We start from the raw sequence: 16,948 nt of genomic DNA on the forward strand, positions 1-16,948 counted from the left end.
ATGAATATTAAAGATTTTTCAGCAAAGTTATCTGAAGCTACTAAAGACTTAAGCGATGAAGAACGCCAAGCATTAGTGAAAATGTTTAGTTCAGTTTCAAATGAAGTATCTAAAGATGCTGAAACAACGCCTAGTAAAGTTGTTGTTGAAGATGAAGAAACTGAAATTCCAGACGGAATTACAAGTAGATTGAAGGCTCTAAAAGACAACTATTTGAAGCAAGTTCCTTCAATCACAACTTATCGTGCACGTGCCATTACTAAGATTGCTAAAGAAAATCCTGGTATGCCAAAGATTATGTTACGTGCCAAATGTTTCAAGTACTGTTGTGAAACAGCACCTTTAGTTATTCAAGATAATGAATTGATCGTTGGTGCCCCAAATGGAGCTCCTAGAGCTGGTGCCTTTTCACCTGATATCGCTTGGAGATGGATGGAAGACGAAATTGATACGATCGGTACAAGACCCCAAGATCCTTTCTACATTTCTGATGAAGACAAGAAAATCATGCGTGAAGAACTTTTCCCATATTGGAAAGGTAAGTCAGTAGATGAATATTGTGAAGATCAATATCGTGAGGCCGGCGTTTGGGAATTATCAGGCGAATCATTTGTATCTGATTGTTCATACCATCAACTAAATGGTGGTGGAGATTCTAACCCTGGTTACGATGTTATCTTGATGAAAAAAGGTATGGTCGATATTCAAAATGAAGCAAAAGCTCATCTTGAAGAATTGGATTATGAAAATCCAGATGATATTGACAAGATTTACTTCTACAAGTCAGTTATCGACACAACTGATGGTGTAATGATTTATGCCAAGAGAATGTCAGAATACGCTAAGAAAATGGCTGATAAAGAAAGCAATCCTAAGAGAAAAGCTGAATTGCTAAAAATTTCTGAAATCAATGCCAAGGTACCTGCACACAAACCAGATACTTTCTGGGAAGCTATCCAAGCTGTTTGGACAGTTGAATCACTACTTGTTGTTGAAGAGAATCAAACGGGTATGTCAATTGGTCGTGTTGATCAATACATGTACCCAATGTTTAAACATGATATTGAAAGCGGTAACATGACTAACTATCAAGCGTTTGAACTTGCTGGATGTATGTTGATTAAGATGTCAGAAATGATGTGGATCACAAGTGAAGGTGGATCTAAGTTCTTCGCTGGTTACCAACCATTCGTTAACATGTGTGTCGGTGGTGTGACACGTCAAGGACTAGATGCAACTAATGATTTGACTTACTTATTAATGGATGCCGTTCGTCACGTTAAGGTTTACCAACCTTCACTAGCTTGCCGTATTCACAGTAAATCACCTCGTGCATATCTAAAGAAGATCGTTGATGTTGTTAGAGCCGGAATGGGATTCCCAGCATGTCACTTTGATGACACGCACATTAAGATCATGCTTGCCAAAGGTGTCTCACTTGAAGATGCTCGTGATTACTGTTTGATGGGATGTGTTGAACCACAGAAGTCTGGTCGACTATATCAATGGACATCAACAGCTTATACACAATGGCCTATCTGTATCGAACTTGTTCTAAACCATGGTGTTGACCTGTGGTACGGCAAGAAGGTTTGTCCAGATATGGGTGATCTATCGAAGTTCAAAACATACGAAGAATTCGATGCCGCCGTTAAGGAAGAAATTAAGTACATTACTAAATGGACTGATGTTGCAACTGTTATCTCACAAAGAGTTCACAGAAGCCTAGCACCTAAACCATTAATGTCAATTATGTATGAAGGTTGTATGGAACATGGTAAGGATGTATCTGCTGGTGGCGCAATGTACAATTACGGACCAGGTGTTGTTTGGTCAGGATTAGCAACTTACACAGATTCAATGGCTGCAATCAAGAAATTAGTCTTTGATGATAAGAAATACACACTTGAAGAATTAAACAAGATTCTTGTTTCTGATTTTGAAAATAACGATCAAGCTCGTAAGGATTGCTTAGCTGCTCCTAAGTACGGAAATGATGACGACTATGCTGATTTAATTGCTGCCGATATCATTGCTTACACAGAAGAAGAGCATAAGAAATATAAGACATTGTTCTCAAACTTGAGTCACGGAACATTATCAATTTCCAACAATACACCGTTTGGACAAATGACAGGTGCTTCAGCTAATGGTAGAAAAGCTTGGACACCATTATCAGATGGTATTAGTCCTACACAAGGTGCCGATTATAAAGGACCTACAGCTATTATCAAGTCTGTTTCGAAGATGTCTAACGATTCAATGAATATCGGAATGGTTCATAACTTCAAGATCATGTCTAGTTTACTAGATACCTCCGAAGGTGAAGAGAGCTTGATTATGTTGTTGAGAACAGCCTGTGCTTTAGGTAATGGACAAATGCAATTTAATTATCTGGACAATAAGACATTGATTGACGCTCAGAAACATCCAGAACAATATCGTGATTTGATTGTTCGTGTTGCTGGATACAGTGCTTTCTTCGTTGAATTATGTAAAGACGTTCAAGATGAAATCATCAGTCGTACGGTACTTACTCACTTTTAATTAACAATCAGGAGATGAAAACAATGGATACAAATGTGGATGGTGGCATTGAACGTCAGGCAATGATATTCAATGTTCAGAAATATAGTTTGTATGATGGACCAGGTATAAGAACCATTGTATTCATGAAAGGTTGTCCATTAAGATGCAGATGGTGTGCTAATCCTGAGGGTATGAACCGAAAATACGAAGTTATGTTCAAAGAAAGTTTGTGTAGCGATTGTATGGCATGCGTTGAAGCCTGTCCCCGTGGGATCCACTACATAGATGAGAATGGTCAACATCGTGTTAGACGTGATATTTCTTGTATTGGTTGTCACAAATGTGAAGAAGTTTGTCCAATGAATGCACTCCATATTACCGGAGCCATTAAAACCATACCTGAATTAATGAAAGTTATTCATGAAGATGATGCCTTTTATCAACAATCAGGCGGCGGCGTAACTTTGAGTGGTGGTGAATGTACTTCACAACCTGATGCCGCATTAGCTTTATTGAAAGCCTGCAAAGCTGACGGAATCAATACAGCTATTGAAACTTGTGGACACAGTCGTATGAACAAATTGATGGAAATGGCTGATTATATTGATTTGTTCTTGTATGACATGAAACACATGGATCCAGTAAGACACAATGAGTTAACAGGAATAAGCAATGAAAGAATTTTGGCCAATTTGAAAGAACTTTTCGAACGTGGTTATCAAGTTAAGATCAGAATGCCAATGCTAAAAGGTGTTAATGATAGTGAAAAAGAAATCCATCAAATTATTGATTTCTTAATGCCATATCGTGATTACCCTAACTTCCAAGGTATTAATTTATTGCCATATCATAAGCTCGGAGTTAACAAGTACGGACAACTAGGAATTGATTATCCAGTCAAAGGTGATCCAAGTTTATCCGACGAAGATTTGGACCGCATCGAAGGTTGGATCAAAGAATACGATTTTCCTGTAAAAGTTATAAGACATTAATACTAGATGAAAGGAGGGAATCATATGAATAAATTCAGTATGAAAACAGAAATAATCAGTGGAAATAATTCAATAAGTGAACTTTCCAATATGCCGATCAAAAATGCTTTGGTTGTCTGTGATCCATTCATGGTCAAGTCAGGTAAGATTTCGGCAGTAACAGATGCACTAGATAAATTAGACGTTAAATATGATATTTTTTCCGAAGTAGTTCCTGATCCTTCAATTGATGTAGTTTCAGGTGGATTATTCAAAGGAATATCATTGAAGCCTGATACGATCATTGCTCTGGGCGGTGGTTCAGCAATGGATACTGCCAAAGTAATCAAGCATCTCATGGACAATATCGAGATCAAGTTGATCTGTATACCTAGTACCAGTGGAACTGGTAGTGAAGTTACATCCTTTGCAGTTATCTCAGACCCCAGCGTCAATGGTAAATATGCTTTGGTAGATGAAGATATGATTCCAGATATTGCTATATTAGATCCAAGTTTAACTATGAGTGTTCCAGCAACAATCACAGCTGACACGGGGATGGATGTAATCACACACGACTTGGAGGCCTATATATCACTGAATAGTACCAGTTTCACTGATGCGTTGGCTGAAAAATCTATTCGAATTGTTTGGAATGAATTACCTAAAGTTGTCAAAAATGGTAACGATGTAGAAGCACGAAAGGTCGTTCATGATGCATCTTGTATGGCGGGGATGGCTTTCAGTGGAGCTTCATTAGGAATTTGTCACAGTTTGGCTCACGCCTTAGGTGGTCGCTTTCATAAAGCTCACGGAAGACTGAACGCAATGTTATTACCTTATGTCATTCAATATAATTCTGGAATTGATGGATCTGAAGAAACTGAAGCATTACACCGATATGCACAAATTGCTCGAGTGTTAAATATTTCATCATATACAGATAGATCAACTGTTAATTTATTGATTGGTAATTTGAAGAGATTAACTGATCAACTTTCAATTCCTAAAACAATTGCTCAATTAGGAATTGACGAAAATGAATATAAATCAGCAGTTCCAGATATGGCTAAAGCAGCATTAAAAGATAGATGTACGGTAACTAATCCTGTTGTTCCTACACAAGAAGATTTAGAAAATATATATCTTAAGTTAGTTAAAGGAAGCTAAAGATATGTTTATTACGGAAAGAGAATTACAGGGTCTCTATCACAAAGCAGAATTTTCAGAATATATGATTTCCAAGAACGACAGGTTAACGCCTGAAGCCAAGAGTTTTTTAACCGGTAAAGGAATAAAAATAATCGAAAAAGATCATTCAAAAGACATCCAAAAGAAGCCAGAAACATATAATCAGACAGCTACTGAAGAACTTTTAAAGCTGGATTTACAAGCTGCTATCGTTGAGGCTTATGAAATAGATGTCAAATTAGGCAACGGTATTTATGAAGTATATGAGTTGCTTGATCAAGAAATGCCACCAAATTTACAGATATATTCATGTGACGCAAGTGAAGTACTTAGTAAACCTATAACAAAAGAAACGTTAAGAAACCCTAAGTATAAAGTGATTATTTTACTTAAGAAGTGTTTATCAAGAATATGTGAAATTCAATTAGATTCGAAAGATCAATTGAATTTAGTAAAGATAGAGCTGGTCGATCAGATTCGTAAACTAATGGAGGATTAATTATGGGTGAAAGTATGCAGGCTTGTAATAATTTAGTTTCAAAATTTGAAGCCGTTGTTGCCAATCCAGTAATTGATGAAAGCAAAATATATTACACAGGTGTTGATCTAGGAACTGCTTGTGTAGTTCTAGTAGTTATGAATTCTGAATATGAACCAGTTGCAGGGGCATATGAATATTCAGATGTTGTAAAAGATGGAATGATTGTTGATTATTTTGGAGCCATTACTTTAGTAAAAAAATTGAAAAAGAAATTAGAAGATCTGCTTGATACAGAACTTGTTTATTCTTCCGCAGCCATTCCACCGGATACCGAATCACTGGATGGTGGAGCAATTAAAAATGTAATTCAAAGTGCAGGTTTTGAAATTACATCTATCTTAGATGAACCAACAGCCGCTAATAATGTTTTAAACATTAAGAATGGAGCAATTGTAGATATAGGTGGTGGAACGACTGGAATTTCCATTTTAAATAATGGAAAAGTAGTCAAAATATCCGATGAAGCAACTGGTGGAACTCACTTAACTTTAACTATCGCTGGAGCAATGAGTACTTCGTTTGAAGACGCGGAACTGTATAAGAGAAATAAGAATAATCACAAAGAGTTATTACCGATTTTAAAACCAGTTATTGAAAAAATTTCGACTATCATAACGACTCAGATTGCTGGATATGACGTGAAAGATTTGTATTTAGTAGGCGGAACTGCTTGCTTAAGCGGTATTGAAAAGATCATTGAGAAGAAAACAGGAATAACAACACATAAACCAATAAATCCCATGTTTGTTACTCCTTTAGGAATTGCCAAAAGTTGTACAAATGAGGTCATAGATTAGGAGGCAGTAGATATGGAATGTAGAATTATCAAGTCACCTAGTGAAGGAACCATGGCGATATTGAATCGTCGTAAGGGTTCTGGAATTAGAGACAAAATCGACAACATCGACGCCGTCGGTTTGGTTCAAGGAAGATTGATCGAAATGGTTGTAGCCTCGGATATTGCTGAAAAGGCTGTTGGTGTTACCACTGAAGATATCAGGGGTAGCTGTCCTCAGAATATGATCATGCTCGCCATCTTTGGCGATACCGCCTCCGTTACTTCAGCAATCGAAGAGATTAAGAAAACATGGGAAACTGAGCAATGGTAATAGCTAAATTAATAGATAACGTCTGGGCAACTAGAAAAGCTGATAATATGAATGGTTTAAAACTAATGTTAGCGGAGATAACTGGCGGTAGAAAAAACGGAGAACAAATTGTGGTTTGTGATGTAATTGGCGCCGGTATTGGGGATAGAGTCATCGTAGCCAGTGGCACTGCAGCAAGACAGGCTTTGGGGGATAACAGTATACCAATAGATTCAGCTGTAATCGGAATTATTGATGATAGCTGTAAACCAGTCTGAGGGGGTGTTGGTAAATGAAAAAGGCACTATGTGCAAGCACTATTGAAAGCGCTTACTCGAATGATCAAACAAACATTGAGATTGATCAAAATACCATCATCACACCTTTAGCCAAAGATTTAATTGAAGAGTATGGCTTAAATGTAAAAGTAATTGAACCAGAAGAGAAGAAAAATACGAGTTCTAAAAATATTTCCGAAGAATTGATCGTATCAATAATAAAAAAGATATTGAAAGATTCTTTGAATAACCGGTATGTAATGAAATTTGATTCTAATGGATTAAAAGTTATCGACGGAAGCAGCATACATTTTACTGATATTCCTAACTGTATAAATGGTGGTTCCGGTCAATATTGCAGTATTTTTTTCGGAAATTCTAATAAAACAAAGTTTGGCCTAGTCAGACTAAATCATACCGAACTAACTAAAACCATTGGAAATGATACTTATCTGTACATATCTAAAGGAGCATTAGACATCTCCATTGATGAGAATTCGTGTGTATCAAAAGAGGGCGATATCATCTTCATTTCTAAAGGAGCCAACGTTACTGTCAAAGCTCTTAAAGATGTCGAACTTGTTTATTCCTTAACTGAATAATTCATATAAATTGATGGAGGTAATTATGCAAGCATTAGGGTTAATAGAAACCAATGGACTAATCGCCGCTATTGAATCCAGTGATGTCATGTTAAAAACAGCTGAAGTTGACTTAGTGTCAAAAGAATTCGTCGGTGGCGGATTGGTAACAGTATCAGTTGTTGGGGATGTCGGAGCTGTAAAAACAGCCGTTGATGCTGGAGCCAGTGCGGTCGAACAACTGGGAGATAATTTCCTAGTTTCGAAACACGTCATTGCCAGACCTGATTCAGAAATCGAACCACTTTTGGATGATCCAAAGGCAAAAAAAATTCCAGAAGAAGTTGTTGAAGAAGATTCAGTCGAAAGCGAAGAAGAGATACCAAAGGAAAAACCAGTCGGTTTTAAACCAGAAGAACTAGAACCAAAACGAATTGCTGAACTTAGAAAAATAGTAAAAACTAAAACGAACTTGAACATATCAGATGCCGATTTACAAAAGATGAGTAAGAAGCAGATTATTACTGAAATATTGAATTCTGATAAGGAAGGTTAGTAATTATATAGGAGAGCGAACATGGAGAATTTTGATAAAGATTTAAGATCAATTCAAGAAGCCAGAGACCTTGCCAGAGCGGGCCATCAAGCCGCAATTGATATTTCAACTTTTAGTCAAGAACAAATCGATGCCATTCTAAAAGCAATGAGCGTTGCTGGAGAAAAACATGCTGTTGAGTTAGCTCAATTGGCAGTTGAAGATACTGGCTTTGGTAATGTTGCCGACAAGACTTATAAGAATCATGCCGCAGCAACTTTGCTATATGAACAAATCAAAGATGAAAAAACAGTTGGTATTATCAGTAAAGATACTGAATTGAAGACTATGGATGTTGCAGAACCAGTTGGTTTGGTAATGGGAATCGTACCATCAACTAATCCGACTTCAACTGTTATTTTCAAATCGATGATTGCTTTGAAAGCTAGAAATGCAATTGTCTTTGCCCCACATCCAGCTGCTGCTAAGTGTACTTTTAGAGCCGCAGAAATCATGAACGAAGCTGCTAAGTCTGCTGGAGCACCAGATAATATCATCACTTGTGTTTCTAATTCAACAATGGGTTCAACCAATGAATTAATGCATGCTAAAGAAGTTAAATTGATTATTGCTACAGGTGGTCCAGGAATGGTTAAGGCAGCCTACAGTTCAGGGAAACCTGCTATTGGGGTTGGAGCTGGTAATTCTCCTTCCTATATTGAACGTAGCGCCGATGTAAAAGAATCCGTTTCACAAATTATCGCAAGTAAATCATTCGATTACGGAACAATTTGTGCATCAGAACAATCCATTATCTGCGAAAAGTGTAATAAAGATGAAGTCGTCAGCGAATTAGAAAAACAGGGCGGATACTTCATGGATGATGCCGAAACAGAAGCTGTCTGCAACTTGTTATTCAAGAATGGTGGACACGCAATGGATGCTAAATTCGTTGGTAGATCACCACAAGTTATTTCTAAAGCAGCTGGTTTCGAAGTTCCTGCCGATACAAAGATTTTGATTGGTAAACAATCTGGTGTTGGTGAAGGCAATCCACTTTCATACGAAAAACTAACTACAGTATTAGCATTTTACGTTGTGGAAGATTGGAAGGAAGCTTGTCAATTAAGTATCGAACTTCTTCAAAACGGAATTGGACATACAATGAATCTTCACACTAATCGCGAAGATATTGTCTTGAAATTCGCAGCTAAACCAGCTTCAAGAATTCTTGTAAATACTGGTGGTAGTCAAGGCGGAACAGGTATCAGCACTGGTTTACCAATTTCCTTCACGTTAGGTTGCGGAACATGTGGTGGAAGCTCTGTTTCAGAGAATGTAAGTCCTAAACATTTACTTAACATCAAGAAAGTAGCCTTTGGTTTGAAAGATGTAACAACTTTGGTTGAAGACGATAAAAGTTTTAATCATCCCGAGCTCAAAGATGTTGTTAAGGAATGTGTAAATAAAACTCAATGTGACAGTTCACTAGAACATGTAACAAAAGATATGTCAGATAAAGAATTAAAAGTACTAACTGAATTAGTTAGAAAAACATTATCTGAAATGAATGCGTAGGTGTCGACATGGAAGACTATGAAGAATTATTAGGTAAATTGGTTGAGAAATTATCTGGACCAAATGTTTCAGAAGATGTGATTGCGGAAATTGCTAAAAAGGCTACAACAGATGAAAAAACAATTCCAGTTGGAGTATCTAACCGTCATATTCACTTATCACAAACGGATTTAGATAAGTTGTTTGGAAAAGGTTATCAGCTAACTCCTTTAAAAGATCTATCACAACCTGGACAATATGCTAGTAAAGAAACAGTTATTATCTGTGGTCCTAAAGGATCAATCAGTAAAGTAAGAATTCTTGGTCCAGTCAGAGCTAGAACTCAGGTTGAAGTTCTAAGAGGTGATACTTTTAAATTAGGTATCAAAGCACCACTTAGAATTTCAGGTGACTTACTAAATTCAGGACAAGTTACTGTTGTTGGCCCTAAGGGATCAGTTGAATTAGACGAAGGTGTCATTGTAGCCCAACGTCACATTCATATGTTGTCAAGCGATGCTGAAAGATTCGGTGTCAAGAATGGTGATATCGTTACTATCGTTATCGAAGGCAATCGTGGTGGGGAACTCAACAATGTAGCCATCAGAGCCAATGATAAATCTGGTTTAGAGTGCCATATCGATACTGAAGAAGCAAATGCTTTAGGAATGAATTCTAAAACTAGGATTCGTATTAAATAAAGAAAAATTTGGAGGAAATTATAATGAAATCTGATGCATTAGGAATGATCGAAACAAAAGGACTAGTAGGTTCAATTGAAGCAGCCGATGCTATGGTAAAGGCAGCTAATGTTACTTTAGTAGGAAAAGAATTCGTTGGTGGCGGAATTGTCACAGTTATGGTTAGAGGCGACGTTGGAGCTGTTAAAGCTGCTACAGATGCTGGTGCCGCAGCCGCTCAAAGAATTGGTGAATTGTTATCAGTTCACGTAATTCCTCGTCCACACGCAGAAGTTGAAAATATTCTACCAAAGACAACAACTACAGCTGAATAAAAAATATTATTATAAGTAGTCAATTTTTTCTCAAGTTATAACTCCATATTCACACTCCGAAAAATTAGAGCTGAACTAGCACATTCAGCTCTTGAATAAAAAGCCAGCAACTCTTTCAAATCAGAGTTGCTGGCTTTTGCTTTAATTTAAATTTACATCCTGTATTGCATTAGAATAAGTCCAATCTAAGATAGGATTATTTCATTGGCTCCATAAGTTTAAAGACACATTGATTAATCCTACACCATTGGCAATCAGAGTTGCAGTACGCTTATTACCGTCCCAGAATAAAGTTTTCATCTGATCCGGTTTATAAAACGATGATTTTGATCTTCACTCAAATGGTATTTATCATCGTATTTCACGTTACCCACCTTTAATATAATGATTTATATTGGAACAACAGAATATGAATTAGATTAATTTTCAACGATAGGTATCAGAATTTCAGTGACAAACATGTTGATATCAGTAGTAGTCCAGTAGTCGACGACGAATCTTTCATATACATTTGGACCGCAATTGTAGCCATTTTTCTTAGCCCAATTTTCCATATCAGCGTATTTTTTATACATTTGAGAGTGGTCACCAATGTAATAAGATGAAATGAAAGTTTTTCCGCCAATATTTTCCAATGGTAGGTTACTGTCATTATTTCGGACAGGCTTTTGCATGATAGTAACTCGGTTAGCTAATTCTAAAGATTTCTTTTGACAGTCATCAAAAGCTAGAATTACAGGACCGGTGATTTCAGCGTTGTTCTCCTCTAAATACCTGATCCAAGGAACATTGATTACAGACTCTTTATAATCATAATCAAAATCTTGATCTAAAAAGAAGTATTGAGATGGTTGAATATATTTGATATTGATAGATTCAAATTTATTACTGGTCACATTCATTCCTTCATGAATCAATTCCAACCAATCCATTAAGGCTTGACGAGAATTTTGAATTCTTTTTTCTTCGTCTTCTAAAAATGATATTTGATTTAAAAAATTTCTTTCATGGAACAAGCAACTATTGTTGTCACCAACACCATTCATATCCTGTAATTTAAATCCCATCTGTTTGTAATATTTGAGGATTGGCATTAGTTGAATAGTGGAGTCGCTGTAGTATCGATACCCGTTGGATGGACAAATGTAGTCTGGTTTGAGAATGCCTAATTCTTCGTAGAAAATTAAAGTTTTGCGGGAAACTTTGCATATTTTTGCTGTTTCACCTATGGTATGCAAATTTTTTGAGTCGACCATTATTAACCTCCATGATAAAAACCGTTCATAAGTGTATTATATAACAGTACAGATGTAAACGCTTACAAGTTTTTCGAGACAAATTATATTTAGACTGAATATATAATGAATATTGACTAAATCTGTTTAAAAAAATGGTCATGATTTTTGGCATATAAAAAATATAATATTAGTCTATATTGCCTGTTCTTCTTTGTTTAGCGTTGCTGTAAAATGATAAATAAGAGATGGTATGTGGTCGTCTTTGGTGAAAATGCAAAGCAAAAAGTGATAGCTGATGTTATAAATAATGTCTTTAAATCGCTCAAAAGTGCATTAAATCACGAACTGATGACACAGAAGAATCATTTTTAAAATTTGTGAACCGATTACTATCGAAACAGGAGAATAAAAATGGCGGAATTGTTAATAAAGGAACTTCATGTTGAAGTTACAGATGAAGAGAAAAAAACTAGCAAAGAAATTCTCAAGGGCGTTAATTTAGAGATGAAGACTGGTGAGATCCATGCCATCATGGGACCGAATGGAACGGGTAAATCAACTTTGTCTCAAACCATTATGGGCCAAAAAAATTATCATGTGACTCACGGTGATATTCTGCTAGATGGTCAAAGTATTTTAGATATGCCGGTCGATGAACGTGCTCGTAAAGGTTTGTTTTTAGCAATGCAGTATCCAGCTGAAATTCAAGGTGTTACGAATGCTGAATTTTTACGTGCTGCGATCAATGCTAGACGACCAGAAAATAACAAAATCTCAGTTATGGACTTTATTAAGGAATTAGACAAGAATTTGGAATTGCTAGATATGAGTGAAGCTATGACAGAGCGTTACTTGAATGAAGGCTTTTCCGGTGGTGAAAAGAAACGTAATGAAATTTTGCAATTATTGATGATCAAACCAAGTTTTGCCTTATTAGATGAAATTGATTCTGGACTTGATATCGATGCGCTTAAGGTTGTTTCAAAAGGTGTCAACTCCATGCGTGGCGATAATTTTGGAGCTTTGATCATCACTCATTATCAAAGATTGTTGAATTATATCAAACCGGATGTTGTTCATATTATGATGGATGGAAGAATTGTAAAGACTGGTGATGCACAGTTGGCTCAAAAACTTGAAGATGAAGGTTATGCTGGCTTGCGTGATGAATTAGGACTTGATGTGAATCTGATTGACGACTAAGGGGATATTATGACACTAGAAAAATTTGCGATGACAACAGATGAGCCAACTTGGTTCACTCAAAAAAGACAGGCATCTTTTGAGTTGATTGATAAGTTGCCCTTGCCTAAAATGCAACGTTTTAATTTTAGTAGTTGGCAATTGGCGCCATCGACTGAGGCGATTATTAAGACCAATGTGCCAACAATTTGTGATGATTATATTTTGATGGATATTTTTGATGCTATGACAGCGTACCCAGAAATGATCCAAAAGTACTTCATGAATAAAGTTATAAAATCTGACGAAAATAAGTTGACCGCTTATCATACAGCATACATGAATCAAGGTATTTTCTTGTATGTACCTGAGAATACGGTAGTTCAAAAGCCAATTGAAATTGAATTGAAACAGAATTCCAATCAACCTTTTGTTTCACATATTTTAATTGTGGCAGGTGAAAACTCGAAGTTTTCCTTTATCCAAAGAACTAGAACAGAGGGCGATGCCAAAAGTGTTGCTAACTGTGTAGTTGAAGTAATGGCAATGCCTAATAGTGAAGTGAGGTATGCGGCAGTTGATGAAATGGGAGAGAATGTTACTTCTTATTTAAGTCGTCGTGCCTATGTGGATCAAAATGCTTATGTTGATTGGTCAATCGGTTTGATGAATTCTGGCGATACAGTAGCTGATTTTGATACTGATTTGTTTGGTGAGGGTGCTCATTCAGAAATTAAGGTTGTTGACATCACTTCAGGACAGCAACAAGAAGGTGTGAATACTCGAGTTACTAATTATGGTAAACATTCCATTGGTAACATTAACCAACGTGGAGTTATCATGGATCGTTCACGATTAATTTTTAATGGAATTGGTCACATTATCAAAGGTGCTTCGGGTGCTAATGCCGAACAACAGAATCGCGTTATGATGATGTCGAGTAAAGCCCATGGTGATGCTAATCCAATCCTTTTGATTGATGAAAATGATGTTTTAGCCGGACATGCGGCAAGTGTCGGTCAAGTTGATCAAAGACAGCTCTACTATTTGATGAGTCGAGGAATTGATAAAAAAACAGCACAAAGAATGGTTATTCGAGGATTTTTGGGTGACGTATTAGTTTCGATTCCTTCCAAAGCTATTCGCGAGGAATTAGTTCAAACGATCGAGAGGAAATTAGCCGATGGACAAACAATTGCAACAAATTCGTAAGGATTTTCCGATTCTCAATCAAAAAGTAAACGATGAACCATTAGTATATTTAGATAATGCCGCTACTAGTCAGAAACCCAATCAGGTTATTGATGAGGTTGTTCGTTATTATAAAAATGATAATGCTAATACTCGTCGGGGCGTGCATACCTTAGGTGAGAGGGCTACTGAAGAATTTGAGACTGCTCGTCAAAAGGTACAACAGTTTATCAATGCTAAGGAGAGTCGAGAAATTATTTTCACTAAAGGTGCAACTGACAGTTTGAATTTAGTCGCAAGTACCTATGGCGAAGACAATATTGCAGCTGGTGATGAAATCGTCATTTCCATTATGGAGCACCACAGCAACTTGATTCCTTGGCAACAATTAGCTAATCGTAAAAAAGCTATTTTGAAATATATCGGTTTAACAGCTGATGGCCAATTGGATATGGAAGATGCTAAAAAGAAGATTACCGATAAAACTAAAATAGTTTCCATAACTCATGCCAGTAATGTTTTGGGTGTGACTAATGATATTAAACAATTAGCACAAATTGCCCATGCCCATAAAGCTATTATGGTGGCTGATGGTGCGCAAGCAGTTCCACATATGCCAGTGGATGTTCAAGATTTGAATGTTGATTTCTATGCTTTCTCCGGACACAAAATGTTAGCTCCCATGGGAATTGGTGTTTTATATGGTAAAGCTGATTTGTTAAAAGTTATGTCTCCTTACCAATATGGTGGAGAGATGATTGATTTTGTAGAGAAATATCAAAGCACTTGGACCGATATTCCCTGGAAATTTGAAGCGGGGACACAGAATGTATCTGGTGCAGTCGGACTAGGTAAAGCGATTGACTACTTGAGCAGTATTGGTATGGAAAATGTTGAGAACTATGAAAAAGATTTGGTTGCTTATGTTCTGCCTAAGTTGCTTGAGATTGATGGATTGACTGTTTATGGTCCCCACGATGATGATCATCACAGTGGCGTTATTTCATTTAATTTACAAAACTTACATCCCCACGATGTAGCGACCGCCCTGGATATGGATGGAGTAGCAATTCGAGCCGGACATCATTGTGCTCAACCACTGATGAAATATTTGAATTTAGTAGCGACCGCTCGAGCAAGTTTTTACATTTACAATAATAAGCAGGACGCTGATGAATTAATTCAAGCAATCTGTGACACAAAGGAGTTCTTCAAAGTATGAGTTTAAATGGTTTGAACAGTTTGTACCGTGAAGTTATCTTGGATCATTCTGAACATCCACATCATAAGCAAAGTTTGTCTAGTGCGACGAACAAGATTACTTTGAAGAATCCAACTTGTGGTGATGTGATCAATTTAGAAATTAAATTAGATGGCGATAAGATAACTGATATTGGCTTTACTGGTGAAGGCTGTACGATCAGTCAGTCCTCTGCTAGTATGATGACCGATGCAGTCCTCAATAAAACAACAGCTGAGAGTTTGAAAATGGCCCATATTTTTTCGGATATGGTCATGGGTAAAGAACACTCTCAAGCTGATTTAGATAAATTAGGCGATGCTGCAATTTTATCCAGTATCATGCAGTTCCCCGCTAGAATTAAGTGCGCCACATTATGTTGGTGGGCATTGAGAAAGTCGTTAGGAGATGAAGACGATGATTGATTTAAATGATTCAGATTACGAATATGGTTTTCACGATGACATCAAACCAAAATATTCAACTGGTCGAGGCTTAACTGAGGAAACTGTTAGACAAATATCAGCTGAAAAAAATGAACCACAGTGGATGTTAGATTATCGCCTGAAATCCTATGAAGCTTACAAAAAATTACCCATGCCAACGTATGGTCCGGATCTTTCAAAGCTTGATCTGAAAAATATGCTTTATTATCAAAAAATGACTGATAGAAAGTATCGTGACTGGGAAGATGTTCCCGACAAAATGAAAGAAACCTTTGATCGCTTGGGTGTTCCAGAGGCTGAAAGAAAATACTTAGGTGGATCGTCAGCTCAATATGAATCTGAAGTGGTTTATCACAATATGCGCGAAGAATTTGCTAAATTGGGAATCATTTTTACTGATTCAGATACGGCCTTAAAGGAATATCCAGAACTATTCAAGAAATGGTTTGGAAAATTAGTGAAACCAACTGATAATAAATTTGCGGCCTTAAATGGAGCTGTTTGGTCAGGTGGATCGTTTATCTATGTACCGAAAGGTGTTAGAACCGATATCCCAATTCAATCATACTTTCGTTTGAACTCGGAAAACTCTGGTCAGTTTGAAAGAACATTGATCATTGTTGATGAAGGGGCTAAAGTTGATTACGTTGAAGGTTGCACCGCACCAAATTATTCATCTGACAGTTTACATGCGGCAGTAGTTGAAGTTAACGTGCAAAAGGATGCTTATTGTCGTTATACTACGATTCAGAATTGGTCAGACAATGTTTACAGTTTGGAAACCAAACGTGCCGCTGCCGAAGAGAACGCTACGATGGAATGGGTTGATGGCAATTTAGGTTCTAAGGTTACGATGAAGTATCCGAGTGTTTATTTGAATGGTGAAAATGCCCGAGGCACGATGTTGTCGATTGCTGTGGCAAGTAATGGAATTCATCAAGACTCTGGTGCCAGAATGATTCACAATGCTAAAAATACTTCTAGTTCAATTGTTTCAAAATCAATCGCTAAAACTGGTGGTTCAGTTGATTATCGAGGTACGGTCCGTTTTGGAAAGCACTCTGATGGCTCAAAAGCTCATGTGGAGTGTGACACAATTATTATGGATGATCAGTCTTCATCTGATACAATACCTTATAATGAAATTGATAATGCTAACGTTTCAATGGAACATGAGGCTCGAGTTTCTAAGATTTCAGAAGAACAGCTTTATTATTTAATGAGCCGTGGAATTTCTGAGGAAAAGGCTACTGAAATGATTGTTATGGGATTCGTGGAGCCATTTACAAAAAAACTCCCAATGGAATATGCCGTCGAATTAAACCGTTTGATCAGTTTTGAGATGGAAGGTTCAATTGGTTAAAG

At 36.9% G+C, this 16,948-nt stretch carries 18 protein-coding genes; 17 read left to right on the top strand and 1 reads right to left on the bottom strand.

Going from position 1 to position 16,948, the window contains the following annotated elements; all coding sequences use genetic code 11:
- From cutC to eutM, 12 genes are read left to right on the top strand one after another with little or no spacing between them, the layout of a single operon-like run.
- On the top strand, positions 1 to 2,547 hold the full coding sequence (gene cutC / locus ACI6PB_RS00760; protein WP_025085272.1) for a choline trimethylamine-lyase: 2,547 nt from the start codon (positions 1 to 3) through the stop codon (positions 2,545 to 2,547).
- Positions 2,548 to 2,570: 23 nt separating this feature from the next.
- Positions 2,571 to 3,521, top strand: coding sequence for a choline TMA-lyase-activating enzyme (gene cutD / locus ACI6PB_RS00765; protein ID WP_404327591.1), 951 nt, complete (start codon positions 2,571 to 2,573; stop codon positions 3,519 to 3,521).
- Positions 3,522 to 3,545: 24 nt separating this feature from the next.
- Complete coding sequence (locus ACI6PB_RS00770) at positions 3,546 to 4,670, top strand: 1-propanol dehydrogenase PduQ (RefSeq protein WP_404327592.1); 1,125 nt, start codon at positions 3,546 to 3,548, stop codon at positions 4,668 to 4,670.
- A 4-nt stretch (positions 4,671 to 4,674) separates the two neighbouring features.
- Positions 4,675 to 5,190, top strand: a complete 516-nt coding sequence (locus tag ACI6PB_RS00775; protein ID WP_025085275.1) for a hypothetical protein — start codon at positions 4,675 to 4,677, stop codon at positions 5,188 to 5,190.
- 2 nt (positions 5,191 to 5,192) lie between these two features.
- A complete protein-coding gene (eutJ, locus tag ACI6PB_RS00780) occupies positions 5,193 to 6,029 on the top strand; it encodes an ethanolamine utilization protein EutJ (protein ID WP_404327593.1) in 837 nt (278 codons plus the stop codon).
- 12 nt (positions 6,030 to 6,041) lie between these two features.
- On the top strand, positions 6,042 to 6,341 hold the full coding sequence (locus tag ACI6PB_RS00785; protein ID WP_404327594.1) for a BMC domain-containing protein: 300 nt from the start codon (positions 6,042 to 6,044) through the stop codon (positions 6,339 to 6,341).
- Entirely contained in the window at positions 6,335 to 6,598 is a 264-nt protein-coding gene (locus ACI6PB_RS00790; protein ID WP_025085278.1) for a EutN/CcmL family microcompartment protein, read from the top strand. Before ACI6PB_RS00785 ends, ACI6PB_RS00790 begins: the two co-directional genes overlap by 7 nt.
- A 14-nt stretch (positions 6,599 to 6,612) precedes the next feature.
- Positions 6,613 to 7,200 (top strand): hypothetical protein, encoded by a 588-nt coding sequence (locus ACI6PB_RS00795; RefSeq protein ID WP_404327595.1) that lies wholly within the window; start codon positions 6,613 to 6,615, stop codon positions 7,198 to 7,200.
- A gap of 25 nt (positions 7,201 to 7,225) precedes the next feature.
- A complete protein-coding gene (locus tag ACI6PB_RS00800; protein ID WP_404327596.1) occupies positions 7,226 to 7,735 on the top strand; it encodes a BMC domain-containing protein in 510 nt (169 codons plus the stop codon).
- 21 nt (positions 7,736 to 7,756) lie between these two features.
- Positions 7,757 to 9,292, top strand: coding sequence for an acetaldehyde dehydrogenase (acetylating) (locus ACI6PB_RS00805; protein WP_404279022.1), 1,536 nt, complete (start codon positions 7,757 to 7,759; stop codon positions 9,290 to 9,292).
- Between the two features lie 8 nt (positions 9,293 to 9,300).
- Positions 9,301 to 9,972 (top strand): phosphate propanoyltransferase, encoded by a 672-nt coding sequence (pduL, locus tag ACI6PB_RS00810; protein ID WP_404327597.1) that lies wholly within the window; start codon positions 9,301 to 9,303, stop codon positions 9,970 to 9,972.
- 23 nt (positions 9,973 to 9,995) lie between these two features.
- Complete coding sequence (eutM, locus tag ACI6PB_RS00815) at positions 9,996 to 10,286, top strand: ethanolamine utilization microcompartment protein EutM (RefSeq protein WP_025085283.1); 291 nt, start codon at positions 9,996 to 9,998, stop codon at positions 10,284 to 10,286.
- 419 nt (positions 10,287 to 10,705) lie between these two features.
- Here eutM and ACI6PB_RS00820 read toward each other — a convergent pair whose 3' ends face one another.
- The gene (locus tag ACI6PB_RS00820; RefSeq protein ID WP_025085284.1) at positions 10,706 to 11,542 is read right to left on the bottom strand and encodes a MerR family transcriptional regulator; all 837 of its coding nucleotides are present in this window, start codon (positions 11,540 to 11,542) and stop codon (positions 10,706 to 10,708) included.
- A 393-nt stretch (positions 11,543 to 11,935) separates the two neighbouring features.
- Between ACI6PB_RS00820 and sufC the strand changes: the two genes are divergently transcribed.
- From sufC to sufB, 5 genes are read left to right on the top strand one after another with little or no spacing between them, the layout of a single operon-like run.
- Positions 11,936 to 12,727 carry a Fe-S cluster assembly ATPase SufC gene (gene sufC, locus ACI6PB_RS00825; protein WP_025085285.1) on the top strand — a complete coding sequence of 264 codons (792 nt, stop codon included), beginning with the start codon at positions 11,936 to 11,938 and terminating at the stop codon, positions 12,725 to 12,727.
- Positions 12,728 to 12,736: 9 nt separating this feature from the next.
- The gene (gene sufD / locus ACI6PB_RS00830; protein ID WP_025085286.1) at positions 12,737 to 13,918 is read left to right on the top strand and encodes a Fe-S cluster assembly protein SufD; all 1,182 of its coding nucleotides are present in this window, start codon (positions 12,737 to 12,739) and stop codon (positions 13,916 to 13,918) included.
- Positions 13,890 to 15,119 (top strand): cysteine desulfurase, encoded by a 1,230-nt coding sequence (locus ACI6PB_RS00835; RefSeq protein WP_404327598.1) that lies wholly within the window; start codon positions 13,890 to 13,892, stop codon positions 15,117 to 15,119. Before sufD ends, ACI6PB_RS00835 begins: the two co-directional genes overlap by 29 nt.
- Positions 15,116 to 15,562 (top strand): Fe-S cluster assembly sulfur transfer protein SufU, encoded by a 447-nt coding sequence (gene sufU, locus ACI6PB_RS00840; RefSeq protein ID WP_404327599.1) that lies wholly within the window; start codon positions 15,116 to 15,118, stop codon positions 15,560 to 15,562. The genes ACI6PB_RS00835 and sufU overlap by 4 nt, the downstream gene beginning before the upstream one ends.
- Positions 15,555 to 16,946: a Fe-S cluster assembly protein SufB gene (sufB, locus tag ACI6PB_RS00845; protein ID WP_371125776.1), complete on the top strand. Its 1,392-nt coding sequence runs from the start codon at positions 15,555 to 15,557 to the stop codon at positions 16,944 to 16,946. The genes sufU and sufB overlap by 8 nt, the downstream gene beginning before the upstream one ends.
- The last annotated feature ends 2 nt before the right edge of the window (positions 16,947 to 16,948 follow it).

It is taken from the genome of Companilactobacillus paralimentarius, assembly GCF_963227125.1.
Classification (GTDB): Bacteria; Bacillota; Bacilli; order Lactobacillales; family Lactobacillaceae; genus Companilactobacillus; species Companilactobacillus paralimentarius.

What these genes read in the sequence shown, in the direction of transcription:
- cutC (WP_025085272.1), top strand. Translation starts at nt 1, where the DNA reads ATGAATATTAAAGATTTTTCAGCAAAGTTATCTGAAGCTACTAAAGAC.
- cutD (WP_404327591.1), top strand. Translation starts at nt 2,571, where the DNA reads ATGGATACAAATGTGGATGGTGGCATTGAACGTCAGGCAATGATATTC.
- ACI6PB_RS00770 (WP_404327592.1), top strand. Translation starts at nt 3,546, where the DNA reads ATGAATAAATTCAGTATGAAAACAGAAATAATCAGTGGAAATAATTCA.
- ACI6PB_RS00775 (WP_025085275.1), top strand. Translation starts at nt 4,675, where the DNA reads ATGTTTATTACGGAAAGAGAATTACAGGGTCTCTATCACAAAGCAGAA.
- eutJ (WP_404327593.1), top strand. Translation starts at nt 5,193, where the DNA reads ATGGGTGAAAGTATGCAGGCTTGTAATAATTTAGTTTCAAAATTTGAA.
- ACI6PB_RS00785 (WP_404327594.1), top strand. Translation starts at nt 6,042, where the DNA reads ATGGAATGTAGAATTATCAAGTCACCTAGTGAAGGAACCATGGCGATA.
- ACI6PB_RS00790 (WP_025085278.1), top strand. Translation starts at nt 6,335, where the DNA reads ATGGTAATAGCTAAATTAATAGATAACGTCTGGGCAACTAGAAAAGCT.
- ACI6PB_RS00795 (WP_404327595.1), top strand. Translation starts at nt 6,613, where the DNA reads ATGAAAAAGGCACTATGTGCAAGCACTATTGAAAGCGCTTACTCGAAT.
- ACI6PB_RS00800 (WP_404327596.1), top strand. Translation starts at nt 7,226, where the DNA reads ATGCAAGCATTAGGGTTAATAGAAACCAATGGACTAATCGCCGCTATT.
- ACI6PB_RS00805 (WP_404279022.1), top strand. Translation starts at nt 7,757, where the DNA reads ATGGAGAATTTTGATAAAGATTTAAGATCAATTCAAGAAGCCAGAGAC.
- pduL (WP_404327597.1), top strand. Translation starts at nt 9,301, where the DNA reads ATGGAAGACTATGAAGAATTATTAGGTAAATTGGTTGAGAAATTATCT.
- eutM (WP_025085283.1), top strand. Translation starts at nt 9,996, where the DNA reads ATGAAATCTGATGCATTAGGAATGATCGAAACAAAAGGACTAGTAGGT.
- ACI6PB_RS00820 (WP_025085284.1), bottom strand. Translation starts at nt 11,542, where the DNA reads ATGGTCGACTCAAAAAATTTGCATACCATAGGTGAAACAGCAAAAATA.
- sufC (WP_025085285.1), top strand. Translation starts at nt 11,936, where the DNA reads ATGGCGGAATTGTTAATAAAGGAACTTCATGTTGAAGTTACAGATGAA.
- sufD (WP_025085286.1), top strand. Translation starts at nt 12,737, where the DNA reads ATGACACTAGAAAAATTTGCGATGACAACAGATGAGCCAACTTGGTTC.
- ACI6PB_RS00835 (WP_404327598.1), top strand. Translation starts at nt 13,890, where the DNA reads ATGGACAAACAATTGCAACAAATTCGTAAGGATTTTCCGATTCTCAAT.
- sufU (WP_404327599.1), top strand. Translation starts at nt 15,116, where the DNA reads ATGAGTTTAAATGGTTTGAACAGTTTGTACCGTGAAGTTATCTTGGAT.
- sufB (WP_371125776.1), top strand. Translation starts at nt 15,555, where the DNA reads ATGATTGATTTAAATGATTCAGATTACGAATATGGTTTTCACGATGAC.